The 25167-nt window shown below is 55.5% G+C and carries 36 protein-coding genes; 1 reads left to right on the forward strand and 35 read right to left on the reverse strand.

Annotated features, from left to right (window positions below; genetic code table 11):
• Nucleotides 1-9: 9 nt before the first annotated feature.
• Nucleotides 10-1407 (reverse strand): MFS transporter, encoded by a 1398-nt coding sequence (locus QMK58_RS26630; protein ID WP_320395633.1) that lies wholly within the window; start codon nucleotides 1405-1407, stop codon nucleotides 10-12.
• A 191-nt stretch (nucleotides 1408-1598) separates the two neighbouring features.
• On the opposite strand from QMK58_RS26630, the gene uvrA reads away from it, so the two are divergent.
• Nucleotides 1599-4433: an excinuclease ABC subunit UvrA gene (uvrA, locus tag QMK58_RS26635; RefSeq protein ID WP_053162827.1), complete on the forward strand. Its 2835-nt coding sequence runs from the start codon at nucleotides 1599-1601 to the stop codon at nucleotides 4431-4433.
• 63 nt (nucleotides 4434-4496) lie between these two features.
• On the opposite strand, the gene bfr is transcribed toward uvrA, so the two are convergent.
• The 34 genes from bfr to rpsL form a co-directional block, all read right to left on the reverse strand.
• Nucleotides 4497-4961, reverse strand: coding sequence for a bacterioferritin (bfr, locus tag QMK58_RS26640; protein WP_007970123.1), 465 nt, complete (start codon nucleotides 4959-4961; stop codon nucleotides 4497-4499).
• A gap of 148 nt (nucleotides 4962-5109) precedes the next feature.
• Nucleotides 5110-6564 (reverse strand): catalase, encoded by a 1455-nt coding sequence (locus tag QMK58_RS26645; RefSeq protein ID WP_320395634.1) that lies wholly within the window; start codon nucleotides 6562-6564, stop codon nucleotides 5110-5112.
• 238 nt (nucleotides 6565-6802) lie between these two features.
• Nucleotides 6803-7189, reverse strand: coding sequence for a 50S ribosomal protein L17 (rplQ, locus tag QMK58_RS26650; protein WP_007970429.1), 387 nt, complete (start codon nucleotides 7187-7189; stop codon nucleotides 6803-6805).
• A 42-nt stretch (nucleotides 7190-7231) separates the two neighbouring features.
• Nucleotides 7232-8233 carry a DNA-directed RNA polymerase subunit alpha gene (locus QMK58_RS26655; protein WP_007970428.1) on the reverse strand — a complete coding sequence of 334 codons (1002 nt, stop codon included), beginning with the start codon at nucleotides 8231-8233 and terminating at the stop codon, nucleotides 7232-7234.
• Between the two features lie 22 nt (nucleotides 8234-8255).
• On the reverse strand, nucleotides 8256-8876 hold the full coding sequence (gene rpsD / locus QMK58_RS26660) for a 30S ribosomal protein S4 (RefSeq protein ID WP_003176404.1): 621 nt from the start codon (nucleotides 8874-8876) through the stop codon (nucleotides 8256-8258).
• 18 nt (nucleotides 8877-8894) lie between these two features.
• On the reverse strand, nucleotides 8895-9284 hold the full coding sequence (gene rpsK / locus QMK58_RS26665; protein WP_002555466.1) for a 30S ribosomal protein S11: 390 nt from the start codon (nucleotides 9282-9284) through the stop codon (nucleotides 8895-8897).
• A 30-nt stretch (nucleotides 9285-9314) separates the two neighbouring features.
• On the reverse strand, nucleotides 9315-9671 hold the full coding sequence (gene rpsM / locus QMK58_RS26670) for a 30S ribosomal protein S13 (RefSeq protein ID WP_009045849.1): 357 nt from the start codon (nucleotides 9669-9671) through the stop codon (nucleotides 9315-9317).
• 130 nt (nucleotides 9672-9801) lie between these two features.
• Entirely contained in the window at nucleotides 9802-9918 is a 117-nt protein-coding gene (gene rpmJ / locus QMK58_RS26675) for a 50S ribosomal protein L36 (RefSeq protein ID WP_002555468.1), read from the reverse strand.
• A gap of 24 nt (nucleotides 9919-9942) precedes the next feature.
• A complete protein-coding gene (gene secY / locus QMK58_RS26680) occupies nucleotides 9943-11271 on the reverse strand; it encodes a preprotein translocase subunit SecY (RefSeq protein ID WP_003228718.1) in 1329 nt (442 codons plus the stop codon).
• A complete protein-coding gene (rplO, locus tag QMK58_RS26685; RefSeq protein ID WP_003228720.1) occupies nucleotides 11272-11709 on the reverse strand; it encodes a 50S ribosomal protein L15 in 438 nt (145 codons plus the stop codon).
• Nucleotides 11710-11712: 3 nt separating this feature from the next.
• Complete coding sequence (gene rpmD, locus QMK58_RS26690) at nucleotides 11713-11889, reverse strand: 50S ribosomal protein L30 (protein ID WP_003186033.1); 177 nt, start codon at nucleotides 11887-11889, stop codon at nucleotides 11713-11715.
• Nucleotides 11890-11891: 2 nt separating this feature from the next.
• Complete coding sequence (gene rpsE, locus QMK58_RS26695) at nucleotides 11892-12392, reverse strand: 30S ribosomal protein S5 (protein WP_003186035.1); 501 nt, start codon at nucleotides 12390-12392, stop codon at nucleotides 11892-11894.
• Between the two features lie 3 nt (nucleotides 12393-12395).
• Nucleotides 12396-12746: a 50S ribosomal protein L18 gene (gene rplR / locus QMK58_RS26700; protein ID WP_053162831.1), complete on the reverse strand. Its 351-nt coding sequence runs from the start codon at nucleotides 12744-12746 to the stop codon at nucleotides 12396-12398.
• Nucleotides 12747-12756: 10 nt separating this feature from the next.
• The gene (gene rplF, locus QMK58_RS26705) at nucleotides 12757-13290 is read right to left on the reverse strand and encodes a 50S ribosomal protein L6 (RefSeq protein ID WP_003176412.1); all 534 of its coding nucleotides are present in this window, start codon (nucleotides 13288-13290) and stop codon (nucleotides 12757-12759) included.
• A 12-nt stretch (nucleotides 13291-13302) separates the two neighbouring features.
• Entirely contained in the window at nucleotides 13303-13695 is a 393-nt protein-coding gene (rpsH, locus tag QMK58_RS26710; protein WP_003186040.1) for a 30S ribosomal protein S8, read from the reverse strand.
• A gap of 208 nt (nucleotides 13696-13903) precedes the next feature.
• Nucleotides 13904-14209, reverse strand: coding sequence for a 30S ribosomal protein S14 (gene rpsN, locus QMK58_RS26715; protein ID WP_003176414.1), 306 nt, complete (start codon nucleotides 14207-14209; stop codon nucleotides 13904-13906).
• Between the two features lie 13 nt (nucleotides 14210-14222).
• Nucleotides 14223-14762 carry a 50S ribosomal protein L5 gene (gene rplE, locus QMK58_RS26720; RefSeq protein WP_003210069.1) on the reverse strand — a complete coding sequence of 180 codons (540 nt, stop codon included), beginning with the start codon at nucleotides 14760-14762 and terminating at the stop codon, nucleotides 14223-14225.
• 22 nt (nucleotides 14763-14784) lie between these two features.
• Nucleotides 14785-15099 (reverse strand): 50S ribosomal protein L24, encoded by a 315-nt coding sequence (rplX, locus tag QMK58_RS26725; protein WP_003176416.1) that lies wholly within the window; start codon nucleotides 15097-15099, stop codon nucleotides 14785-14787.
• Between the two features lie 11 nt (nucleotides 15100-15110).
• Complete coding sequence (rplN, locus tag QMK58_RS26730; RefSeq protein ID WP_002555479.1) at nucleotides 15111-15479, reverse strand: 50S ribosomal protein L14; 369 nt, start codon at nucleotides 15477-15479, stop codon at nucleotides 15111-15113.
• 23 nt (nucleotides 15480-15502) lie between these two features.
• Nucleotides 15503-15769 carry a 30S ribosomal protein S17 gene (gene rpsQ / locus QMK58_RS26735; RefSeq protein ID WP_003176419.1) on the reverse strand — a complete coding sequence of 89 codons (267 nt, stop codon included), beginning with the start codon at nucleotides 15767-15769 and terminating at the stop codon, nucleotides 15503-15505.
• Between the two features lie 2 nt (nucleotides 15770-15771).
• On the reverse strand, nucleotides 15772-15963 hold the full coding sequence (rpmC, locus tag QMK58_RS26740; RefSeq protein ID WP_002555481.1) for a 50S ribosomal protein L29: 192 nt from the start codon (nucleotides 15961-15963) through the stop codon (nucleotides 15772-15774).
• A complete protein-coding gene (gene rplP / locus QMK58_RS26745; RefSeq protein WP_003228729.1) occupies nucleotides 15963-16376 on the reverse strand; it encodes a 50S ribosomal protein L16 in 414 nt (137 codons plus the stop codon). Before rplP ends, rpmC begins: the two co-directional genes overlap by 1 nt.
• A gap of 12 nt (nucleotides 16377-16388) precedes the next feature.
• Nucleotides 16389-17075 (reverse strand): 30S ribosomal protein S3, encoded by a 687-nt coding sequence (gene rpsC / locus QMK58_RS26750; protein WP_007970424.1) that lies wholly within the window; start codon nucleotides 17073-17075, stop codon nucleotides 16389-16391.
• 13 nt (nucleotides 17076-17088) lie between these two features.
• Entirely contained in the window at nucleotides 17089-17421 is a 333-nt protein-coding gene (gene rplV, locus QMK58_RS26755) for a 50S ribosomal protein L22 (RefSeq protein WP_003103908.1), read from the reverse strand.
• Nucleotides 17422-17432: 11 nt separating this feature from the next.
• Nucleotides 17433-17708, reverse strand: coding sequence for a 30S ribosomal protein S19 (rpsS, locus tag QMK58_RS26760; protein ID WP_002555486.1), 276 nt, complete (start codon nucleotides 17706-17708; stop codon nucleotides 17433-17435).
• 16 nt (nucleotides 17709-17724) lie between these two features.
• A complete protein-coding gene (gene rplB, locus QMK58_RS26765) occupies nucleotides 17725-18549 on the reverse strand; it encodes a 50S ribosomal protein L2 (RefSeq protein WP_008053874.1) in 825 nt (274 codons plus the stop codon).
• A gap of 14 nt (nucleotides 18550-18563) precedes the next feature.
• The gene (rplW, locus tag QMK58_RS26770) at nucleotides 18564-18863 is read right to left on the reverse strand and encodes a 50S ribosomal protein L23 (protein ID WP_002555488.1); all 300 of its coding nucleotides are present in this window, start codon (nucleotides 18861-18863) and stop codon (nucleotides 18564-18566) included.
• Entirely contained in the window at nucleotides 18860-19462 is a 603-nt protein-coding gene (gene rplD, locus QMK58_RS26775) for a 50S ribosomal protein L4 (protein ID WP_003228735.1), read from the reverse strand. Before rplD ends, rplW begins: the two co-directional genes overlap by 4 nt.
• Before the next feature lie 12 nt (nucleotides 19463-19474).
• Nucleotides 19475-20110: a 50S ribosomal protein L3 gene (gene rplC / locus QMK58_RS26780; RefSeq protein ID WP_003186059.1), complete on the reverse strand. Its 636-nt coding sequence runs from the start codon at nucleotides 20108-20110 to the stop codon at nucleotides 19475-19477.
• Between the two features lie 80 nt (nucleotides 20111-20190).
• Nucleotides 20191-20502 carry a 30S ribosomal protein S10 gene (gene rpsJ, locus QMK58_RS26785; protein ID WP_003186070.1) on the reverse strand — a complete coding sequence of 104 codons (312 nt, stop codon included), beginning with the start codon at nucleotides 20500-20502 and terminating at the stop codon, nucleotides 20191-20193.
• A gap of 158 nt (nucleotides 20503-20660) precedes the next feature.
• Nucleotides 20661-21854 (reverse strand): elongation factor Tu, encoded by a 1194-nt coding sequence (gene tuf, locus QMK58_RS26790; protein ID WP_008053875.1) that lies wholly within the window; start codon nucleotides 21852-21854, stop codon nucleotides 20661-20663.
• Between the two features lie 31 nt (nucleotides 21855-21885).
• A complete protein-coding gene (gene fusA / locus QMK58_RS26795; protein ID WP_053162832.1) occupies nucleotides 21886-23991 on the reverse strand; it encodes an elongation factor G in 2106 nt (701 codons plus the stop codon).
• A 30-nt stretch (nucleotides 23992-24021) separates the two neighbouring features.
• Complete coding sequence (gene rpsG, locus QMK58_RS26800) at nucleotides 24022-24492, reverse strand: 30S ribosomal protein S7 (RefSeq protein ID WP_002555493.1); 471 nt, start codon at nucleotides 24490-24492, stop codon at nucleotides 24022-24024.
• A gap of 118 nt (nucleotides 24493-24610) precedes the next feature.
• The gene (gene rpsL / locus QMK58_RS26805; RefSeq protein ID WP_002555494.1) at nucleotides 24611-24982 is read right to left on the reverse strand and encodes a 30S ribosomal protein S12; all 372 of its coding nucleotides are present in this window, start codon (nucleotides 24980-24982) and stop codon (nucleotides 24611-24613) included.
• Between the last annotated feature and the right edge of the window lie 185 nt (nucleotides 24983-25167).

Raw genomic sequence — 25167 nt, forward strand, 5'->3', positions numbered from 1 at the left:
AACGTTCTCCTAGGCTACGCACGCTGCCCCGGCCGGGTTGTTCACCAGGCGCTCAAGGGTGGTGCGATCCAATAGTTCGGTGTCCAATTTGATGTAAATAGCCGCTTCTTCCGCGACGATCACTGCATCTGTTACCCCTACGACCGCCTTCAGGCGCTCGACCAGACCCGCTTCGCGGATCGCCTCAGGCGACAACGGCAAGCGCAGGCTTGTGACGTAGGGAGGTTCGCGCATGGTAACAGCAAAGACCAGCCAGAGGGCAGCCAGACCGGCGCATCCGAGGAACACAACCGACAGACCGCCATGCTGGAACATCCAGCCGCCGAGAATGCCGCCCAGTGCCGACCCGAGGAACTGGCTGGTGGAATAAACCCCCATCGCAGTGCCTTTGCCACCCGCCGGTGAAACCTTGCTGATCAGCGACGGCAACGAAGCTTCCAGGAGATTGAACGCAGTGAAAAACACCACCGTACCAATCACCAGAGCCCGCAAGCTGTCGCCGAACTGCCAGAAGAATAGCTCAGTGAACAGAAGCGTCACGACGGCGCCGAGTAAAACTCGTTTCATTTTGCGTTTCTTCTCGCCGTAGATAATGAACGGGATCATGGCGAAGAAAGAAATCAGCAGCGCGGTCAGGTAGACCCACCAGTGTTGCTCCTTGGGCAGGCCGGCTTTTTCGACCAGGGCCAGGGGCAAGGCAACGAAACTCGACATCAACATGGCGTGCAACACAAAGATGCCGAGATCCAGGCGCAGCAGGTCCGGATGTTTGAGCGTCGGCATCAGCGCCTGACGCGCCACACCGGACTCACGATGCTGCAACGGCCCGGTGGAGCGCGGCACCATGAACATCACGATGACGATGCCGAACAGCGCCATGCCACCCGTGGCGTAAAACAACCCGGACAGGCCGAAAACACGCGTCAGCAACGGCCCTATGACCATGGCGACCGCGAACGACAGACCAATCGTCATACCGATCATGGCCATGGCCTTGGTCCGGTGCTGCTCGCGGGTCAGGTCTGACAGCAATGCCATGACCGCCGCGGAAATCGCCCCGGCGCCCTGCAGGATTCGTCCGGCGATAACGCCCCAGATCGAATCGGCATTGGCCGCCAGCACACTGCCGAGGGCGAAGACGATCAACCCCAGGTAAATCACCGGGCGACGACCTATGCGGTCGGAAATGATACCGAACGGAATCTGGAAAACCGCCTGCGTCAGGCCGTAAGCGCCAATCGCCAGACCGATCAAGGCCGGGGTTGCTCCCGCCAGATCCATCCCATAGGTCGCCAGTACCGGCAACACCATGAACATGCCAAGCATACGGAAGGCGAACACCAGGGCCAGACCGCTTGCTGCGCGGGTCTCGCTGCCACTCATACGCTCGCTGTGGGGATCGTGCATGGAAAAACCTCATGTGAACCGGCGGCGATTCTACCAGTCCCATCGATTGACGGGATATATCGCGACGCTTTGCCGCGCATTGCTGACACACTCTTCATGTACGACAGTAACCCACTTGCTTGATAGTGTGCATCCATCCAGTATTTGGCCGTATACTCCTATGTTTTCGACGCCCGCCGAGCGAGGCCACTTTGGACAAGATCCTGATTCGTGGGGCTCGAACCCACAACCTGAAGAACATCGACCTGACCCTGCCACGGGACAAGCTGATCGTCATCACCGGCCTGTCCGGTTCGGGCAAGTCATCCCTGGCGTTCGACACCCTGTACGCCGAAGGTCAGCGCCGCTACGTCGAATCGCTTTCGGCCTATGCCCGGCAGTTCCTGTCGATGATGGAAAAGCCAGATGTCGACACCATCGAAGGCCTGTCGCCGGCGATCTCCATCGAACAGAAGTCGACCTCGCACAACCCGCGCTCGACCGTCGGCACCATCACTGAAATCTACGACTACCTGCGCCTGCTGTATGCACGCGTAGGTATTCCGCGTTGCCCGGATCACGACATCCCGCTCGAAGCGCAGACCGTCAGCCAGATGGTCGACCTGGTCCTCGCCGAACCGGAGGGCAGCAAGCTGATGCTGCTGGCCCCAGTGATCCGCGAGCGCAAAGGCGAACATCTGTCGGTCTTCGAAGAGCTGCGCGCACAGGGCTTCGTCCGCGCCCGAATCAACGGCAAGCTCTATGAGCTGGACGAAGCACCCAAGCTCGACAAACAGAAAAAACACACCATTGATGTCGTGGTCGACCGCTTCAAGGTTCGCGCCGACTTGCAACAACGCCTGGCCGAATCCTTCGAGACCGCGCTGAAACTGGCGGACGGCATCGCCCTCGTGGCGCCGATGGACGATGAGCCCGGTGAAGAAATGATCTTCTCCGCGCGCTTCGCCTGCCCGATCTGCGGCCATGCCATCAGCGAACTGGAACCCAAGCTGTTCTCCTTCAACAACCCCGCCGGTGCCTGCCCGACCTGCGATGGTTTGGGGGTTAAGCAGTTTTTCGACATCAAGCGACTGGTCAACGGTGATTTGACCCTGGCCGAAGGTGCGATTCGCGGCTGGGATCGGCGCAACGTCTATTACTTCCAGATGCTCGGATCGCTGGCTTCGCACTATAAGTTCAGCCTCGAAGTGCCGTTCAACGAGCTGCCGGCCGATCAGCAGAAATTCATCCTGCACGGCAGCGGTTCGCAAAACGTCGACTTCAAATACCTGAACGACCGTGGCGATATCGTCAAACGCTCGCACCCGTTCGAAGGCATCGTGCCAAACCTGGAACGCCGTTACCGCGAAACCGAGTCGGCCTCGGTGCGTGAAGAGCTGGCCAAGTTCCTCAGCACTCAATCCTGCCCTGATTGCCGCGGCACCCGCCTGCGCCGTGAAGCACGGCACGTATGGGTCGGCGAGAAGACCCTGCCGGCAGTGACCAACCTGCCCATCGGCGATGCTTGCGAATACTTCGGCGGGTTGAAACTGACCGGCCGTCGTGGCGAGATTGCCGACAAGATCCTCAAGGAAATCCGTGAGCGCCTGCAGTTTCTGGTCAACGTAGGTCTCGATTACCTGTCGCTTGATCGCAGTGCCGACACGTTGTCGGGCGGCGAGGCCCAGCGAATCCGCTTGGCCAGTCAGATCGGCGCCGGTCTGGTCGGCGTGCTGTACATCCTCGACGAACCGTCGATTGGCTTGCATCAGCGCGATAACGACCGGTTGCTTGGCACTCTTAAACACCTGCGCGACATTGGCAATACGGTAATCGTGGTCGAACACGATGAAGACGCCATTCGCCTGGCCGACTATGTGGTGGACATCGGTCCAGGCGCCGGCGTGCACGGCGGGCATATCGTCGCCGAAGGTACGCCGGCGGAAGTCATGGCTCACCCGGATTCCTTGACGGGCAAGTACCTTTCAGGGCGCGTGAAGATCGAAGTCCCGGCCAATCGCACGCCGCGCAACAAGAAGCTGACGCTGTCCCTCAAAGGAGCTCGTGGCAACAACTTGCGCAATGTCGACCTGGAGATTCCGATCGGCCTGCTGACCTGCGTGACCGGTGTGTCCGGCTCGGGCAAGTCGACGCTGATCAACAACACGCTGTTTCCATTAAGTGCCACGGCGCTGAACGGCGCGACCACGCTTGAGGCTGCCGCCCACGACAGCATCAAGGGCCTGGAACACCTGGACAAGGTCGTGGACATCGACCAAAGCCCTATCGGCCGTACACCGCGCTCCAACCCGGCGACTTACACCGGATTGTTCACGCCGATCCGCGAGTTGTTCGCCGGCGTGCCGGAATCCCGCTCCCGGGGTTACGGGCCAGGGCGCTTCTCCTTCAACGTGAAGGGCGGACGCTGCGAGGCCTGCCAGGGTGATGGCCTGATCAAGGTGGAGATGCACTTCCTGCCGGACATTTATGTCCCGTGCGACGTCTGCAAGAGCAAGCGTTACAACCGCGAAACCCTGGAGATCAAGTACAAGGGCAAGAGCATTCACGAAACCCTCGAAATGACCATCGAGGAAGCAAGGGTGTTCTTCGACGCGGTCCCCGCACTGGCGCGTAAGCTGCAAACGTTGATGGATGTCGGTCTGTCGTATATCAAACTCGGACAATCGGCGACCACTTTGTCCGGTGGTGAAGCCCAGCGGGTGAAACTCTCCCGCGAATTGTCCAAACGCGACACCGGCAAAACCTTGTACATCCTCGACGAGCCAACGACCGGCCTGCACTTCGCGGACATTCAGCAACTGCTGGACGTACTGCATCGCCTACGCGATCACGGCAATACCGTGGTGGTGATTGAACACAACCTGGACGTGATCAAGACCGCTGACTGGCTGGTGGACCTTGGGCCGGAAGGTGGCTCCAAGGGTGGGCAGATCATTGCGGTTGGCACACCCGAGGAAGTGGCCGAGATGAAGCAATCTCACACCGGCTACTACCTGAAACCGCTGTTGGAACGTGATCGGGCTTAATCCGACTCATGAAAAAGCCCCTGTCACTTCATCAGTGACAGGGGCTTTTTTGTATCCGTTGAATCAGGCGTGGGATTGCAGGTAGTTCTCAAGCCCGATCAACTTGATCAGACCCAACTGCTTCTCGAGCCAGTAGGTGTGATCTTCTTCGGTGTCATGCAATTGAACCCGCAGCATTTCGCGGCTGACATAGTCCTTGTGCTGCTCGCAGAGCTTGATGCCCTTGCACAGCGCAGCACGGACTTTGTATTCCAGGCGCAAATCCGCTTCGAGCATCTCGGTCACCGTAGTGCCGACATCAAGATCGTCCGGGCGCATGCGCGGCGTGCCTTCGAGCATCAGGATCCGGCGCATCAGCGCATCGGCGTGCCCTGCTTCCTCTTCCATCTCGTGATTGATACGTTCGTAGAGCTTGGTGAAACCCCAGTCCTCATACATCCGCGAGTGGACGAAATATTGATCACGCGCGGCCAGTTCGCCGGTCAGCAACGTGTTGAGGTAATCGATTACGTCTGGGTGGCCTTGCATTGCCCTACATCTCCCTGCTTGAAAGTTACAGTTTGAACCAACCCGACCATAACGTCACTCGCCAGACGCAATAAAAGCGAAGATATTCTGAGAAAAGCAGCTTAAATAACGCAAAAACCGCCCAAACAAGGGCGGTTCTGCTTCTCATTTAGACTTCGTTAAGCTGTACGTTGAGCTGCTTTGCGATTGCTTCTCCATACGCCGTATCAGCCTTGTAGAAGTGCTGGAGCTGACGATCAATTACATCGCTGGAAACACCCGCCATCGCACCTGCGATGTTGCTGACCAGCAGTGATTTCTGGTCCTCTGTCATCAAGCGGAACAATGCTCCAGCATGGCTGTAGTAGTCGGTGTCTTCGCGGTGATCGTAGCGATCAGCCGCTCCGTTCAGCGCCAATGCAGGCTCAGCAAAATGAGGTGCCTGCTTGGGTGAATGGACGTAGCTATTCGGCTCGTAGTTCGGCGCTGCGCCGCCGTTGCTGCCAAACGCCATCGAACCATCACGTTGATAGGTGTTGACCGGGCAGCGAGGCGCATTCACCGGTAATTGCTGGTGATTGGTGCCGACGCGGTAGCGATGTGCATCCGCATAGGCAAATACCCGACCCTGCAGCATACGATCCGGCGAAAGCCCCACACCCGGTACCATGTTGCTAGGGCCGAATGTGGCCTGCTCGACTTCAGCGAAGTAATTTTGCGGGTTGCGATTGAGCTCCAGCTCACCGACCTCGATCAGCGGAAACTCTTTCTGCGACCAGGTCTTGGTGACATCAAACGGGTTCTCGTAATGCGCAGCGGCTTGAGCTTCGGACATGATCTGGATGCAGACGCGCCATTTCGGGAAATCACCGCCCTCAATGGCCTCGAACAAGTCACGCTGGGCGTAATCAGGATCTGTACCAGCCAAACGTGCTGCATCGGCTGGTGCCAGGTTCTTGATTCCCTGCTTGGTCTTGTAGTGCCATTTGACCCAATGCCGCTCGTTATCGGCGCTGATCAGACTGTAGGTGTGGCTCCCGAAGCCGTGCATGTGACGGTAGCCGTCAGGAATGCCACGGTCCGAAAACAGGATCGTTACCTGATGCAGTGCCTCAGGCGAGTGCGACCAAAAGTCCCACATCATCTGGGCACTTTTGAGATTGCTTTGCGGCAGACGTTTTTGGGTGTGGATAAAGTCAGGGAACTTCAACGGATCACGGATGAAAAATACCGGGGTGTTGTTGCCAACGATGTCCCAGTTGCCTTCTTCGGTGTAGAACTTCAACGCGAAACCACGGGGATCACGCTCAGTGTCAGCCGAACCGCGTTCGCCACCGACCGTAGAGAACCGCAAAAAGGTCGGGGTTTGCTTACCTAGCGATTCAAACAGTTTTGCGCTGGTGTATTGAGTGATATCGCGAGTGACCGTGAACGTACCGTAGGCGCCCGAGCCTTTCGCGTGCACGCGGCGCTCCGGGATGTTTTCACGGTTGAAGTGGGCGAGCTTCTCGATCAGGTGAAAGTCGTCGAGTAGCAGCGGGCCACGGGGGCCGGCGGAACGGGAATTCTGGTTATCGGCAACAGGTGCGCCACTGGCGGTTGTAAGCGTTGTGTTCTGACTCATGCGATCGTCCTTCCTCTGTCGGTCTTGAACTGCCGGCTAATCGGCTGAGAAGGAGTATTGATCATCAATGTGACACCTACAAATTCATTGACTCATAGACATCGATAGATAATTCCTAACGATCCTCCCCTCTACATCATGACGGCTTGGAGGAAGAAGAGATCTGTACAACCAACACATTTGTTTCAGACACAAAAAACCGGGCACTAGGCCCGGTTCTTTGTTTCAGACTGACGTCTTACTCGGCGGATACAGCTTCGCCGGCAGTAGCACGATCAACCAACTCGACGTACGCCATAGGCGCGTTGTCGCCAGCGCGGAAACCGCACTTGAGGATGCGCAGGTAGCCACCCTCACGGGTAGCGTAACGCTTGCCCAGGTCGTTGAAGAGCTTACCAACGATAGCTTTCGAACGAGTACGGTCGAAAGCCAGACGACGGTTAGCAACGCTATCTGTCTTGGCCAAAGTGATCAGCGGCTCAGCAACGCGGCGCAGTTCTTTAGCTTTTGGCAGAGTAGTTTTGATCAGCTCGTGCTCGAACAGCGACACCGCCATGTTTTGGAACATGGCCTTGCGGTGCGAGCTGGTGCGGCTCAGGTGACGACCACTTTTACGATGACGCATGGTTCATTCCTTACCAAACACTACGTTCGGTGATTACGACGATCAGGCAGTCGCCTTGTCGTCCTTCTTAAGACTTGCAGGCGGCCAGTTGTCGAGGCGCATGCCGAGGGACAGACCGCGGGAGGCCAGAACGTCCTTGATTTCAGTCAAGGATTTCTTGCCCAGGTTCGGAGTCTTCAACAGCTCTACTTCGGTACGCTGAATCAGGTCACCAATGTAGTAGATGTTTTCCGCCTTAAGGCAGTTAGCCGAACGTACAGTCAGTTCCAGATCGTCAACCGGGCGAAGCAGGATCGGATCGATCTCGTCTTCCTGCTCGACAACCACTGGCTCACTGTCACCTTTGAGGTCGACGAACGCAGCCAACTGCTGTTGCAGAATGGTTGCAGCGCGACGAATAGCCTCTTCAGGATCCAGGGTGCCGTTGGTTTCCAGATCAATAACCAGCTTGTCCAGGTTAGTACGCTGCTCGACACGGGCGTTTTCCACCACGTATGCGATACGGCGAACCGGGCTGAACGAAGAGTCAAGCTGCAAGCGACCGATGCTGCGGCTTTCGTCTTCATCGCTCTGACGCGAGTCTGCCGGTTCATAACCACGACCACGAGCTACTACTAGCTTCATGTTCAGGGCGCCGTTAGACGCCAGGTTAGCGATTACGTGATCGGGATTAACGATCTCGACATCATGATCCAGCTGAATATCGGCAGCGGTAACCACCCCCGAACCCTTCTTCGACAAGGTCAGCGTAACTTCGTCACGACCGTGCAGCTTGATAGCCAGACCTTTAAGGTTCAACAGGATTTCAATTACGTCTTCCTGTACACCTTCGATGGCGCTGTACTCGTGGAGCACACCGTCAATCTCGGCCTCGACTACTGCACAGCCGGGCATTGAGGACAACAGGATGCGGCGCAGCGCGTTGCCCAGGGTATGGCCAAAGCCACGCTCGAGAGGCTCGAGCGTGATCTTGGCGCGGGTTGGACTGACAACCTGCACATCAATGTGGCGGGGTGTCAGGAACTCATTTACCGAAATCTGCATGGATGCACCTATTTTCTAGCCCTTACTTGGAGTAGAGCTCGACAATCAGGCTTTCGTTGATGTCGGCGGACAGATCACTGCGAGCTGGAACGTTCTTGAAAACGCCCGACTTCTTCTCAGTGTCTACTTCTACCCATTCTACGCGGCCACGTTGGGCACACAGATCGAGAGCTTGGACAATGCGAAGTTGATTTTTTGCTTTCTCGCGAACAGCGACCACGTCACCAGCACGAACCTGGTAAGACGGAACGTTAACGGTCTGACCGTTTACGCTGATCGACTTGTGCGATACCAGCTGACGGGATTCGGCACGAGTCGAACCAAAGCCCATACGGTATACAACGTTGTCCAGACGGCATTCGAGCAGTTGCAGCAGGTTTTCACCGGTTGCACCTTTCTTGCCAGCAGCTTCTTTGTAGTAGCCGCTGAACTGACGCTCGAGAACGCCGTAGATACGACGGACCTTCTGCTTTTCACGCAGTTGGGTGCCGTAGTCGGACTGGCGACCGCGGCGTTGGCCGTGGATACCAGGTGCTGCTTCAATGTTGCACTTCGATTCGATCGCGCGCACGCCGCTCTTCAGAAAGAGATCGGTGCCTTCGCGACGAGCGAGTTTGCATTTTGGACCAATGTAACGAGCCATTCTTTACAATCTCCTGGATTACACGCGGCGCTTCTTCGGCGGACGGCACCCGTTGTGCGGGATTGGCGTCACGTCGGTGATGCTGGCGATCTTGTAGCCACAGCCGTTCAAAGCGCGGACTGCGGATTCACGACCTGGACCTGGACCTTTGACATTGACGTCGAGGTTTTTCAGGCCGTATTCCAGCGCAGCTTGACCAGCACGTTCAGCAGCTACTTGAGCAGCAAACGGGGTGGACTTGCGGGAACCGCGGAAACCCGAACCACCGGAGGTAGCCCAGGAAAGAGCGTTACCTTGACGGTCGGTAATGGTCACGATGGTGTTGTTAAAAGATGCATGGATGTGGGCGATGCCATCAACCACTGTCTTTTTAACTTTTTTACGAGGACGAGCAGCAGGTTTTGCCATGATAATTTTCCTGTCGATTCGCTGGGGCGATTACTTGCGGATCGGCTTACGCGGACCTTTACGGGTACGCGCGTTGGTCTTGGTACGCTGACCGCGTACTGGCAGACCACGACGATGACGCAGACCGCGATAGCAACCGAGGTCCATCAAGCGCTTGATTTTCATGTTGATTTCGCGACGCAGGTCACCTTCAGTGGTGAACTTCGCCACTTCGCCACGCAGCTGTTCAATTTGCTCGTCGCTCAGATCCTTGATCTTTGCGGCTGGGTTTACCCCAGTCTCTGCACAAATTTTCTGTGCAGTAGTGCGACCAACACCATAGATGTAGGTCAGCGAGATAACAGTATGCTTGTTATCTGGAATGTTAACGCCTGCAATACGGGCCATTCAGTGGGACTCCAATTGACAGCTACCTACGCCCCGGAAGCCAAGAAATAGGGCGCGAGATAATATCGCTGTAATAACAAATAATCAACCCGGTAGCGCACTAGCTACCGGGCTTGAAGCACAATCACACTCAGCCTTGGCGCTGTTTGTGACGCGGTTCCGCGCTGCAAATTACTCGAACAACACCTTCGCGGCGAATAATCTTGCAGTTACGGCACAGCTTTTTCACCGATGCACGAACTTTCATCACCAACTCCTCGAACCTTATGGGTCAGCGCAGCATGCCGCTGCCGTAACCCTTCAGGTTGGCTTTCTTCATCAGGGATTCGTACTGGTGCGAAACGAGGTGCGATTGTACTTGGGACATGAAGTCCATCACAACCACGACGACGATCAGCAACGAGGTCCCGCCAAGGTAGAACGGAACGTTGGCTGCGACCACCAGAAACTGGGGCAACAGGCACACGGCCGTCATGTAAAGAGCACCGAACATGGTCAAGCGAGTCAGAACGCCATCAATGTAGCGCGCAGACTGCTCACCTGGACGGATGCCCGGAATAAAGGCACCGGACTTCTTCAGGTTTTCCGCTACGTCTTTCGGATTGAACATCAACGCCGTATAGAAGAAGCAGAAGAAAATAATCCCTGCACTAAACAGCAGAATATTCAACGGCTGACCAGGAGCGATCGACTGCGAGATGTCCTGCAACCAGCCCATACCTTCAGACTGACCAAACCAGGCACCCAACGAAGCCGGGAACAGCAAAATGCTGCTCGCGAAAATAGCCGGAATAACACCGGCCATGTTCACCTTCAGCGGCAAGTGGCTAGTCTGCGCAGCGAAGACCTTACGGCCCTGCTGACGCTTGGCGTAGTGAACAGCAATACGACGCTGACCACGCTCAATGAACACCACGAAACCGATAATCGCTACTGCCAGCAAACCGATGGCAACCAAAGCGAAGATGTTGATATCGCCCTGACGTGCAGACTCGAAAGACTGCCCGATCGCTCTCGGAAGACCGGCGACGATACCCGAAAAAATCAACATCGAGATACCGTTGCCAACACCACGCTCAGTAATCTGCTCACCCAGCCACATCATGAACATCGCACCAGCCACAAAAGTGGATACCGCGACGAAATGGAAGCCAAAGTCACCAGTGAACGCAACGCCCTGCCCCGCCAGACCAATGGACATACCAATAGCCTGGACGAGAGCGAGGACGACAGTGCCGTAGCGGGTGTACTGGCTGATCTTGCGACGGCCAGCTTCACCTTCCTTCTTCAACTGCTCCAGCTGCGGGCTGACGGCGGTCATCAGCTGCATGATGATCGATGCCGAAATGTAAGGCATGATCCCCAGTGCAAAGATGCTCATCCGCTCCAGCGCGCCGCCGGAAAACATGTTGAACAAGCTAAGAATGGTCCCCTCATTCTGTCGAAACAGGTCCGCGAGTCGGTCTGGGTTGATACCTGGAACCGGGATGTGTGCGCCTATTCGGTAGACGATAATCGCCAGGAACAGAAAACGCAGACGAGCCCAGAGTTCAGACATACCGCCTTTGCCGAGCGCAGAGAGAGCACCTTGCTTAGCCATTTATTCCTCGAACTTGCCGCCAGCTGCTTCGATAGCCGCACGCGCACCTTTGGTGGCGCCGATTCCCTTGCCGATAGTGACAGCGCGAGTCACTTCACCGGACAGCATGATTTTCACACGCTGTACGTTGACGTTGATCACGTTGGCATCTTTCAGGGACTGCACGGTGACGATGTCGCCTTCCACTTTAGCCAGCTCGGACAAACGCACTTCTGCGCGATCCATGGCCTTCAGGGAAACGAAACCGAACTTCGGCAGGCGACGATGCAGCGGCTGTTGACCGCCTTCAAAGCCTGGAGCGATGGTGCCACCGGAGCGGGAGGTCTGACCTTTGTGGCCACGGCCACCGGTCTTACCCAAACCGCTACCGATACCACGGCCCGGACGATGCTTTTCGCGACGGGAACCCGGCGCTGGACTCAGATCATTGAGTTTCATCGATTAACCCTCGACACGCAGCATGTAGTAAGCCTTGTTGATCATCCCGCGATTCTCGGGAGTATCCAGGACTTCTACAGTGTGACCGATGCGACGCAGACCCAGACCCTTAACGCACAGTTTGTGGTTAGGGATGCGGCCGGTCATGCTTTTGATCAGCGTAACTTTAACGGTAGCCATGATCAGAAGATCTCCTTGACGCTTTTGCCACGCTTGGCGGCAATGGATTCAGGAGACTGCATAGCCTTCAAACCTTTGAAAGTGGCGTGAACCACGTTTACCGGGTTAGTCGAGCCGTAGCACTTGGCCAGAACGTTCTGAACGCCAGCAACTTCGAGGACAGCACGCATAGCGCCGCCAGCGATGATACCGGTACCTTCAGAAGCAGGCTGCATGTACACCTTCGAAGCGCCGTGAGCGGACTTCATTGCGTACTGCAGAGTGGTGCCGTTCAGATCAACTTGGATCATGTTGCGGCGAGCAGCTTCCATTGCCTTCTGGATCGCAGCAGGCACTTCACGCGACTTGCCACGGCCGAAGCCAACACGGCCCTTACCATCACCCACCACGGTCAACGCGGTGAAAGTGAAGATACGGCCGCCTTTAACGGTTTTGGCTACGCGGTTAACTTGAACCAGCTTCTCGATGTAGCCTTCGTCGCGCTTTTGGTCGTTATTTGACATAACTTAGAACTCCAGCCCAGCTTCACGAGCAGCATCAGCCAGCGCTTTAACGCGGCCGTGATACTTGAAGCCAGAGCGGTCGAAAGCCACTTGCGAGACGCCAGCGGCCTTAGCACGCGTAGCGACCAGCTGGCCAACCTTAGTGGCCGCGTCGATGTTGCCAGTGGCACCATCACGCAGTTCTTTATCCAAAGTCGAGGCGCTTGCCAGGACTTTGCTGCCGTCGGCCGAAATGACCTGGGCGTAGATGTGCTGCGAAGAGCGGAACACGCAGAGACGCACGACTTCGAGTTCGTGCATTTTCAGGCGTGCTTTGCGAGCGCGACGCAGTCGAGTAACTTTTTTGTCGGTCATTTGCTATGCCCTACTTCTTCTTGGCTTCTTTACGACGGACGACTTCGTCCGCGTAGCGCACACCTTTGCCTTTGTACGGCTCTGGTGGACGGAAGTCGCGGATCTCGGCGGCCACTTGACCTACCAGCTGCTTGTCGATGCCCTTGATCAGGATATCGGTCTGGCTAGGAGTCTCAGCGGTGATGCCTTCCGGCAGTTCGTAATCCACTGGATGCGAGAAGCCAAGAGCCAGGTTCAGCACTGTGCCTTTTGCTTGCGCTTTGTAACCAACACCGACCAGCTGGAGCTTGCGCTCGAAGCCTTGGCTTACGCCTTGGACCATGTTGTTTACCAACGCACGAGTGGTACCAGCCATTGCGCGAGTTTGTTGATCGCCATTGCGAGCAGCGAAACGCAGCTCACCAGCTTCTTCAACAATCTCAACGGACGAATGGATGTTCAGTTCGAGAGTGCCCTTGGCACCCTTCACCGAAAGCTGTTGGCCTGCGAATTTTACTTCGACACCGGCTGGCAGCTTAACGGGGTTCTTAGCGACGCGAGACATGCTTATCCCCCCTTAGAACACAGTGCAAAGAACTTCGCCGCCGACACCGGCAGCGCGCGCAGCACGATCAGTCATCACACCCTTGTTGGTGGAGACGATAGACACACCGAGACCGCCACGAACTTTTGGCAGATCATCGACGGACTTGTACTGACGCAGGCCTGGACGGCTAACGCGCTTCACTTCTTCGATAACCGGACGGCCTTCGAAGTACTTCAGCTCGATGGACAGCAGTGGTTTGATTTCGCTGCTGATCTGATAACCCGCAATGTAACCTTCGTCCTTCAGGACTTTGGCAACAGCTACCTTCAACGTGGAAGATGGCATGCTTACGACGGACTTTTCAGCCATCTGGGCATTACGGATACGAGTTAGCATGTCCGCTAACGGGTCCTGCATACTCATGGGCTAGACGCTCCTAATACAAAAAAATTAGCCTTGCGGCTATTACGTGTCGCCGAGAATCTCCGAGCATGAAAACACGGGCTCAGGCGAGCCGGGTATTCTAGACACACTGCGGAAATGAAACAAGCCCCAAAAGGGGCTTGTTTCAGATTCAAGGCCACCGGTGGTCAGGATCTTGCGATCCTGGACACCGAGACTTTGATAGTACTTACCAGCTGGCTTTAACCAGACCCGGTACGTCACCACGCATGGCAGCTTCACGCAGTTTGTTACGGCCGAGGCCGAACTTGCGGTAAACGCCGTGTGGACGACCGGTCAGGCGGCAGCGGTTACGCATGCGCGAAGCGCTTGCGTCACGTGGCTGCTTCTGCAGAGCTACTGTAGCTTCCCAACGCGCTTCTGGACTTGCGTTCAGATCAACGATGATAGCTTTCAGTGCTGCACGCTTTTTGGCGTACTTGGCAACCGTGAGCTGACGCTTCAGCTCGCGGTTTTTCATGCTCATCTTGGCCATGGTCCTACTCCAATCAGTTGCGGAACGGGAATTTGAACGCACGCAGCAGAGCGCGGCCTTCATCATCGTTCTTGGCAGTGGTGGTCAGGGTGATGTCCAGACCGCGGAGAGCATCGATCTTGTCGTAGTCGATTTCCGGGAAGATGATCTGCTCTTTCACGCCCATGCTGTAGTTACCACGACCATCAAAGGACTTGGCATTCAGGCCGCGGAAGTCGCGAACCCGAGGCAGGGAGATCGACAGCAGACGATCCAGGAACTCGTACATACGCTCACGGCGCAGGGTCACTTTGACGCCGATCGGCCAACCTTCACGGACTTTAAAGCCAGCGATGGATTTGCGAGCGTAGGTCACAACGACTTTCTGGCCGGTGATCTTTTCCAGGTCAGCAACAGCGTGCTCGATGACTTTTTTGTCGCCGATCGCTTCGCCCAGACCCATGTTCAGGGTGATTTTGGTAACGCGCGGAACTTCCATCACGTTCGAAAGCTTAAGTTCTTCCTTAAGTTTCGGAGCAATTTCCTTCCGGTAAATCTCTTTTAGTCGTGCCATGGTCTCATCTACCTAGCAGTGTTCAAGCATCAACCGCTTTTTGGGTCGACTTGAAGACACGAATTTTCTTGCCGTCTTCTACTTTGAAACCAACGCGGTCAGCCTTGTTGGTTTCGCCGTTGAAAATGGCGACGTTAGAAGCATCCAGTGGAGCTTCTTTTTCGACGATACCGCCCTGCACGCCCGACATCGGGTTAGGCTTGGTATGACGCTTGACCAGGTTCAGACCACCAATAACCAGACGGTTGTTAGCGAGAACCTTAAGCACCTTACCGCGCTTACCTTTGTCTTTGCCGGCGATCACGATGATCTCGTCGTCACGACGAATCTTTTGCATGTCGGATCTCCTTACAGCACTTCTGGGGCGAGCGAGACGATCTTCATGAACTTCTCAGTACGAAGTTCACGGGTCACTGGCCCAAAGATACGGGTGCCGATCGGCTCTTGCTTGTTGTTCAACAGAACAGCAGCGTTGCCATCAAAGCGGATAATGGAGCCATCAGCACGACGTACGCCGTGACGAGTGCGGACTACAACAGCAGTCATCACTTGGCCTTTTTTCACTTTACCGCGAGGAATTGCTTCCTTCACGGTAACTTTGATGATGTCACCGATACCAGCGTAACGACGATGGGAGCCACCCAGCACCTTGATGCACATAACACGGCGAGCGCCGCTGTTATCGGCCACATCGAGCATGGATTGAGTCTGAATCATATAATTTCTCCGACCCCTAGTCCTTAGACTTCCACAGCGCGTTCGAGAACATCAACCAGCGCCCAAGACTTGGTCTTGGCCAAAGGACGAGTTTCACGAATAGTGACTTTGTCGCCGATGTGGCACTGATTGGTTTCGTCGTGCGCGTGCAGCTTAGTCGAACGCTTAACGTATTTACCGTAGATCGGGTGCTTAACGCGACGCTCGATCAGAACGGTGATGGTTTTGTCCATCTTGTCGCTGACAACACGGCCAGTCAGCGTACGGACAGTTTTTTCGGCTTCAGCCATGATTACTTACCTGCCTGCTGGTTGAGCACAGTCTTCACGCGAGCGATGTCACGCTTAACTTGCGAGAGCAGATGAGACTGCCCCAACTGGCCAGTTGCTTTCTGCATACGCAGATTGAACTGGTCGCGCAGCAGGCCGAGCAGTTGCTCGTTCAGCTGCTGTGCGGATTTTTCACGAAGTTCATTCGCTTTCATCACATCACCGTCCGTTTAACAAAGGAGGTGGCGAGCGGCAGCTTTGCAGCAGCCAGGGCGAAAGCCTCACGCGCCAGCTCTTCAGAAACACCCTCGATTTCATACAGGACTTTGCCTGGCTGAATCTGGGCAACCCAGTATTCGACGTTACCCTTACCTTTACCCATCCGAACTTCGAGTGGCTTCTTGGAAATAGGCTTGTCCGGGAATACACGGATCCAGATCTTGCCGCCACGTTTTACGTGACGGGTCAGAGCACGACGCGCTGACTCGATCTGACGAGCGGTGAGACGACCACGAGCAACAGACTTCAGCGCGAACTCGCCGAAGCTGACTTTGCTACCGCGCAATGCCAGGCCACGGTTGTGACCAGTCATTTGCTTGCGGAACTTCGTACGCTTTGGTTGCAACATTTGGCGTACCCCTTACTTAGCAGCTTTTTTACGAGGCGCTGGTGCTTGTGGTTTCAGTTCTTCTTGGCGACCACCAATTACTTCGCCTTTGAAGATCCAAACCTTTACACCGATCACACCGTAAGTGGTGTGAGCTTCGTAGTTGGCATAGTCGATGTCGGCACGCAGGGTGTGCAGTGGCACACGACCTTCGCGATACCATTCAGTACGTGCGATTTCAGCACCGCCGAGACGACCGCTCACTTGGATTTTGATGCCTTTGGCACCAATGCGCATGGCGTTCTGTACAGCGCGCTTCATAGCGCGACGGAACATTACGCGACGCTCCAGCTGCTGAGCTACGCTCTGCGCAACCAGCATACCGTCGAGCTCCGGCTTGCGGATCTCTTCGATATTGATGTGCACAGGCACACCCATTTGCTTGGTCAGGTCCTGACGCAGTTTCTCAACATCTTCACCTTTCTTCCCGATAACGATACCTGGACGAGCGGTGTGGATGGTGATGCGTGCAGTTTGGGCCGGACGATGGATATCGATACGGCTTACGGACGCGCTTTTTAGTTTGTCTTGGAGGTACTCACGCACATTCAGATCTGCGAGCAAATAGTCCGCATAAGTCCGACCGTCTGCGTACCAGACGGAGGTGTGCTCCTTGACGATTCCCAGGCGAATGCCAATGGGATGTACTTTCTGACCCATCTCTTCGACTCCGTTACTTGTCAGCAACCTTGACAGTGATATGGCAAGACCGCTTGACGATGCGATCAGCACGGCCTTTGGCACGCGGCATGATGCGCTTCAGCGAACGCCCTTCGTTGACGAAAACGGTGCTGACCTTCAGGTCATCAACGTCTGCGCCTTCGTTATGCTCGGCGTTGGCTACGGCCGACTCCAGCACTTTCTTCATGATCTCGGCGGCTTTCTTACTGCTGAAAGCCAACAGGTTGAGCGCTTCGCCCACCTTCTTCCCGCGGATCTGGTCGGCGACCAAGCGGGCTTTCTGGGCGGAGATTCGAGCGCCCGACAACTTAGCGGCTACTTCCATTTCCTAACCCCTTAACGCTTGGCTTTCTTGTCTGCCACGTGCCCGCGATAAGTGCGGGTACCGGCGAACTCGCCCAGTTTGTGGCCGACCATGTCTTCGTTCACGAGAACTGGGACGTGCTGACGACCGTTGTGTACTGCGATGGTCAAACCGACCATTTGTGGCAGGATCATCGAACGACGCGACCAGGTTTTCACCGGTTTGCGATCGTTCTTTTCCGCCGCCACTTCGATCTTCTTCAGTAGGTGAAGATCGATAAAAGGACCTTTTTTCAGAGAACGTGGCACTGTCGTATCCCTCTATTTACTTGCGACGACGGACGATCATTTTGTCGGTACGCTTATTACCACGAGTCTTCGCGCCCTTAGTCGGGAAGCCCCATGGCGATACCGGATGACGACCACCAGAGGTACGACCTTCACCACCACCATGTGGGTGGTCAACCGGGTTCATGGCAACACCACGAACGGTTGGGCGAACGCCACGCCAGCGTTTGGCACCAGCTTTACCCAGCGAACGCAGGCTGTGCTCGGAGTTCGAGACTTCGCCCAGGGTCGCACGGCATTCAGCCAGGACTTTACGCATTTCACCGGAACGCAGACGCAGGGTAACGTACACGCCTTCACGAGCGATCAGCTGAGCCGAAGCACCAGCGGAACGAGCGATCTGTGCGCCTTTACCTGGCTTCAATTCGATGCCGTGTACGGTGCTACCAACTGGAATGTTACGCAGTTGCAGAGCGTTGCCCGGCTTGATCGGTGCCAGAGCACCTGCGATCAGCTGGTCGCCAGCGCTCACGCCTTTAGGGGCGATGATGTAGCGACGCTCGCCATCTGCGTACAGCAGCAGAGCGATGTGAGCAGTACGGTTTGGATCGTATTCGATACGCTCGACAGTGGCAGAGATGCCATCTTTGTCGTTGCGACGGAAGTCGACCAGACGATAATGCTGCTTATGACCACCACCGATGTGACGAGTGGTAATACGGCCATTGTTGTTACGACCACCAGACTTCGACTTCTTCTCGAGCAGCGGTGCGTGAGGAGCGCCTTTATGCAGCTCCTGGTTGACCACCTTGACCACAAAACGGCGGCCAGGGGAAGTCGGTTTGCATTTAACGATTGCCATGATGCACCCCTTCCTTACTCAGCACTGCTGCTGAAATCGAGATCTTGGCCTGGCTGAAGGGAGATAACTGCCTTCTTCCAGTCATTACGCTTGCCCAGACCGCGAGCAGTGCGCTTGCTCTTACCCAGAACATTCAGGGTAGTAACACGCTCTACTTTCACGCTGAACAGGCTTTCGACGGCCTTCTTGATTTCCAGCTTGGTTGCGTCGGTAGCAACCTTGAAAACGAACTGGCCTTTCTTGTCTGCCAGAACCGTAGCCTTCTCGGAAACGTGCGGGCCAAGCAGAACTTTAAATACGCGTTCCTGGTTCATCCCAGCAGCTCCTCGAATTTCTTCACGGCCGACACGGTGATCAACACCTTGTCGTATGCGATCAGACTAACTGGATCGGAACCTTGCACGTCACGTACATCAACGTGTGGCAGGTTACGAGCAGCCAGGTACAGGTTCTGATCAACAGCGTCCGACACGATCAAAACGTCGGTCAGGCTCATGTTGTTCAGTTTGCCCAGCAGGTCTTTGGTTTTCGGCGTTTCAACGGCGAAATCCTGAACTACTACCAGACGATCAGTACGCACCAGCTCAGCAAGGATGGAACGCATTGCTGCGCGATACATCTTCTTGTTCAGCTTCTGGGAGTGATCCTGAGGACGAGCTGCGAAAGTGGTACCGCCGCCACGCCAGATTGGGCTACGGATAGTACCGGCACGAGCGCGGCCAGTACCTTTCTGACGCCAAGGGCGCTTACCGCCACCACGAACGTCGGAACGGGTCTTTTGCTGCTTGCTACCTTGACGGCCGCCGGCCATGTAGGCCACGACTGCTTGGTGAACCAGCGTCTCGTTGAATTCGCCGCCAAATGTCAGTTCGGAAACTTCGATCGCTTGAGCGTCATTTACATTTAATTGCATGTCAGCTTCCCCTTAACCGCGAGCCTTGGCTGCTGGACGTACAACCAAGTTGCCGCCAGTAGCGCCAGGAACAGCGCCCTTGACCAACAACAGATTGCGTTCAGCGTCCACGCGCACTACTTCGAGGGACTGCACGGTCACGCGCTCAGCGCCCATATGACCGGACATTTTTTTGCCCTTGAATACACGACCAGGAGTCTGGCACTGGCCGATAGAGCCTGGAACGCGGTGGGATACGGAGTTACCGTGGGTGTTATCTTGCCCGCGGAAATTCCAACGCTTGATCGTACCCTGGAAGCCTTTACCTTTGGACTGACCGGTTACATCAACCAGTTGACCAGCGGCGAAGATTTCAGCGTTGATCAGATCGCCGGCCTGGTACTCGCCTTCTTCAAGGCGGAATTCCATTACGGTACGACCAGCGGCAACGTTCGCTTTAGCGAAGTGGCCAGCCTGAGCTGCTGTTACACGCGAAGCACGACGCTCGCCGACAGTGACTTGCACTGCACGATAGCCATCGGTCTCTTCAGTTTTGAACTGGGTGACGCGATTCGGCTCGATCTCAATGACCGTGACCGGAATGGAGACACCTTCTTCGGTGAAAATACGGGTCATACCGCATTTACGACCGACTACACCAATAGTCATGTTGTAAACCTCATGAGTGTACGGGGCTTTCACCCGCTATGGCCGCCCATTTCAGAGCGTTACACGACTAAGACCGAGTCTTAGCCGAGGCTGATCTGCACTTCCACACCGGCCGCAAGATCAAGCTTCATAAGAGCATCAACGGTTTTATCCGTTGGCTGGACGATGTCCAGAACGCGCTTATGAGTACGGATCTCGTACTGGTCACGCGCGTCTTTGTTGACGTGCGGGGAGACCAGAACGGTGAACCGCTCTTTACGGGTAGGCAGTGGAATTGGACCACGCACTTGAGCACCAGTACGTTTCGCGGTTTCCACGATTTCCTGGGTTGATTGGTCGATCAGGCGATGGTCGAAAGCCTTCAACCTGATACGGATTTGCTGATTTTGCATTGGATTTCAGACTCCGGCTGCTATTCCCACCGAGCGCAATACGCCCGTTAAAAGGAGGCGCAATTCTATAGACGCCCCAGATAGGTGTCAACCCAATAAAAAAGCCCCCGCTGAGCGGGGGCTTTTTCAAAGCATCGAAGCTATCTCAAAAGAGATGCTTACTCGATGATTTTGGCTACGACGCCAGCGCCGACGGTACGACCGCCTTCACGGATAGCGAAACGCAGACCGTCTTCCATTGCGATGGTCTTGATCAGGGTAACTTCCATTTGGATGTTATCACCTGGCATTACCATTTCAACGCCTTCTGGCAGCTGGCAGTTACCAGTCACGTCAGTAGTACGGAAGTAGAACTGTGGACGGTAGCCTTTGAAGAACGGAGTGTGACGACCGCCTTCTTCCTTGCTCAGAACGTAAACTTCTGCGGTGAACTTGGTGTGCGGCTTAACCGAACCTGGCTTAACCAGAACCTGGCCACGCTCAACGTCGTCACGCTTGGTACCACGCAGCAGAACGCCGCAGTTCTCGCCAGCACGACCTTCGTCGAGCAGCTTGCGGAACATTTCAACACCGGTGCAGGTGGTGGTGGTGGTGTCACGCAGACCAACGATTTCCAGTGCATCTTGAACGCGAACGATACCGCGCTCGATACGACCAGTCACAACAGTACCACGACCCGAGATCGAGAATACGTCTTCGATTGGCATCAGGAATGGCTTGTCGATAGCGCGCTCTGGTTCTGGGATGTAGCTGTCCAGAGTTTCAACCAGTTTACGAACGGCAGTGGTGCCCATTTCGTTGTCGTCTTTGCCTTCCAGCGCCATACGAGCCGAACCGATGATGATTGGAGTGTCATCGCCTGGGAAGTCGTAGGTGGACAGCAGGTCGCGAACTTCCATCTCGACCAGTTCCAGCAGCTCAGCGTCGTCTACCAGGTCAGCCTTGTTCAGGAAAACCACGATGTACGGAACGCCTACCTGACGGGACAGCAGGATGTGTTCACGGGTTTGTGGCATCGGACCATCAGCGGCCGAGCAAACCAGGATCGCGCCGTCCATCTGGGCAGCACCGGTGATCATGTTCTTCACGTAGTCAGCGTGACCTGGGCAGTCAACGTGAGCGTAGTGACGGATCTTCGAGTTGTACTCGACGTGCGCGGTGTTGATGGTGATACCACGAGCTTTTTCTTCTGGCGCGCTGTCGATTTTATCGAAATCAACGATTGCCGAGCCGAAAACTTCGGAGCAAACGCGAGTCAGAGCTGCGGTCAGAGTGGTTTTACCGTGGTCAACGTGACCGATGGTGCCAACGTTGACGTGCGGAAGGGAACGATCAAATTTTTCTTTAGCCACGACAATTAACTCCTAGCCTAAAGGGGCTGAATCAGCCTTGTTTTTTGGTTACAGTTTCGACGATGTGCGACGGAGCTGTATTGTATTTTTTGAATTCCATAGAGTAGCTTGCGCGACCCTGGGACATGGAACGAACGTCGGTCGCATAACCGAACATCTCGCCCAACGGAACTTCGGCACGAATTACTTTACCGGAGACCGTATCTTCCATACCCAAAATCATGCCGCGACGACGGTTAAGGTCGCCCATCACGTCACCCATATAGTCTTCAGGCGTAACAACCTCTACCGCCATGATCGGCTCAAGCAGCTCACCACCGCCCTTCTGGGCCAGTTGCTTGGTCGCCATGGAAGCAGCCACCTTAAACGCCATCTCGTTCGAGTCGACGTCGTGGTAGGAACCATCAAACACGGTAGCCTTCAGGCCGATCAGCGGATAGCCGGCAACAACACCGTTCTTCATCTGCTCTTCGATACCTTTCTGGATAGCCGGGATGTATTCCTTAGGAACCACACCACCCACTACTTCGTTCACGAATTGCAGACCTTCCTGACCTTCGTCAGCAGGAGCAAAACGGATCCAGCAGTGACCGAACTGGCCACGACCGCCGGACTGACGAACGAACTTGCCTTCGATTTCACAGCTCTTCGTGATGCGCTCACGATAGGAAACCTGAGGCTTGCCGATGTTGGCTTCGACGTTGAACTCACGGCGCATCCGGTCAACCAGGATGTCCAGGTGCAGCTCGCCCATGCCGGAGATGATCGTTTGACCAGTCTCTTCATCAGTTTTTACGCGGAAAGACGGGTCTTCCTGAGCAAGCTTGCCCAGAGCGATACCCATTTTTTCCTGGTCATCCTTGGTCTTAGGCTCAACAGCAACCGAAATAACCGGCTCCGGGAAGTCCATGCGAACCAGGATGATTGGCTTGTCAGCGTTGCAGAGGGTTTCACCAGTGGTGACGTCCTTCATGCCGATCAGGGCCGCGATGTCGCCAGCGCGCACTTCCTTGATCTCTTCACGGGCGTTTGCGTGCATCTGCACCATACGACCCACACGCTCTTTCTTGCCTTTGACCGAGTTGATCACGCCGTCGCCGGAGGCCAACACGCCCGAGTAAACGCGGACGAAGGTCAAGGTACCCACGAATGGGTCGGTAGCGATCTTGAACGCCAGAGCCGAGAACGGCTCGTTGTCGTCCGCATGACGCTCCATCTCTTCTTCCTCGTTATCAGGGTTGGAACCCTTGATAGCAGGAATGTCGACAGGAGCCGGCAGGTAGTCGATAACGGCGTCGAGAACCAGGGGAACGCCCTTGTTCTTGAAGGAAGAACCGCAAACAGCCAGAACGATCTCACCAGCGATAGTACGCTGACGCAGAGCGGCCTTGATTTCCTCGATGGTGAGCTCTTCACCTTCCAGGTACTTGTTCATCAGCTCTTCGCTGGCTTCGGCCGCAGCCTCAACCATGTTGCCGCGCCACTCTTCAGCCAGCTCCTGCAACTCGGCAGGGATGGCTTCACGACGTGGAGTCATGCCCTTGTCAGCATCGTTCCAGTAAACAGCTTCCATGGACATCAGATCGATCTGACCCTGGAAGTTGTCTTCGGAACCGATAGCCAACTGGATCGGCACCGGAGTGTGACCCAGGCGCTGCTTGATCTGAGCGATCACGCGCAGGAAGTTAGCGCCGGCACGGTCCATCTTGTTCACGTAAACGATACGCGGAACACCGTATTTGTTGGCTTGACGCCATACGGTTTCGGACTGCGGCTCAACGCCGGAAGTGCCACAGAACACAACGACAGCGCCGTCGAGTACACGCAGGGAACGCTCAACTTCAATGGTGAAGTCTACGTGGCCCGGGGTATCGATTACGTTGAAGCGGTATTGGTCTTTGTGCTGCTTGGCCGAACCCTGCCAGAAGGCGGTAATGGCAGCAGAAGTAATGGTAATACCACGCTCCTGCTCCTGAACCATCCAGTCAGTGGTCGCAGCGCCGTCATGCACTTCGCCCATCTTGTGGCTTTTGCCAGTGTAAAAAAGGACGCGCTCGGTGGTGGTGGTTTTACCAGCATCCACGTGAGCTACGATACCAATGTTACGGTAGCGGTTAATCGGTGTAGTACGAGCCATAAAGCCCTCGCAAAATTAGTGACGCAAAAATTAGAAGCGGTAGTGCGAGAAAGCTTTGTTAGCTTCAGCCATACGGTGCACGTCTTCACGCTTCTTAACTGCAGCACCTTTACCTTCGGCAGCGTCCAGCAGTTCGCCAGCCAAACGCAGAGCCATAGACTTCTCGCCGCGCTTACGGGCGAAGTCTACCAACCAGCGCATTGCCAGAGCGTTACGACGGGACGGACGAACTTCAACCGGAACCTGGTAAGTAGCACCGCCTACACGGCGCGACTTTACTTCGACCAGCGGAGCGATGGCGTCGAGAGCTTTCTCGAAGATTTCCAGGGGGTCGCTGTTCTTGCGTTCTTTAACCTTTTCCAGCGCGCCATAAACGATACGCTCGGCAACGGCTTTCTTGCCGCTTTCCATCACGTGGTTCATGAACTTGGCCAGAATTTGGCTTCCGTATTTTGGATCGTCAAGCACTTCGCGCTTGGCTGCTACGCGTCTTCTTGGCATGGATAAGCCCTCAAACGGTCTTCAGGTTCGCTCGGAATCGGTGCCCTTACGGGACGCCTCCGACCTTACTCTTATCGACTCAGAAAAATAGAAAATCAGTTTTTACAAAAAGCCGCTACTACTTAGGCTTCTTGGTACCGTACTTCGAACGACCCTGGTTACGACCTTTAACGCCGGAAGTATCCAAAGAACCGCGTACGGTGTGGTAACGAACACCTGGCAAGTCTTTTACACGACCGCCGCGGATCAGTACCACGCTGTGCTCTTGCAGGTTGTGACCTTCACCGCCGATGTACGAGGAAACCTCGAAACCGTTGGTCAGGCGCACACGGCATACTTTACGCAGTGCCGAGTTAGGTTTTTTCGGCGTGGTGGTGTACACACGGGTGCACACGCCACGGCGTTGCGGGCAGTTCTGCAGCGCAGGTACGTCGGATTTCTCGACGATACGCTTACGCGGCTGACGTACCAGCTGGTTGATAGTTGCCATCTACTAGCTCCACTGTTGTCTTGCGACGCTATTGTCTTGCAAGAAAAGCAAAATGGCAGGAACGAATTCCCGCCAAATTTAGGGGTACAAGAGTCTAAAGAGGATCTTGTCCCCAGTCAAGGCAAGGCCCCGCCCTCTCCGCTCATCCAACCTCGACAAATTGTCTCGATTCGATGAACGGAGCG

The sequence above is a fragment of the Pseudomonas sp. P8_241 genome, from assembly GCF_034008315.1.
GTDB lineage: Bacteria > Pseudomonadota > Gammaproteobacteria > Pseudomonadales > Pseudomonadaceae > Aquipseudomonas.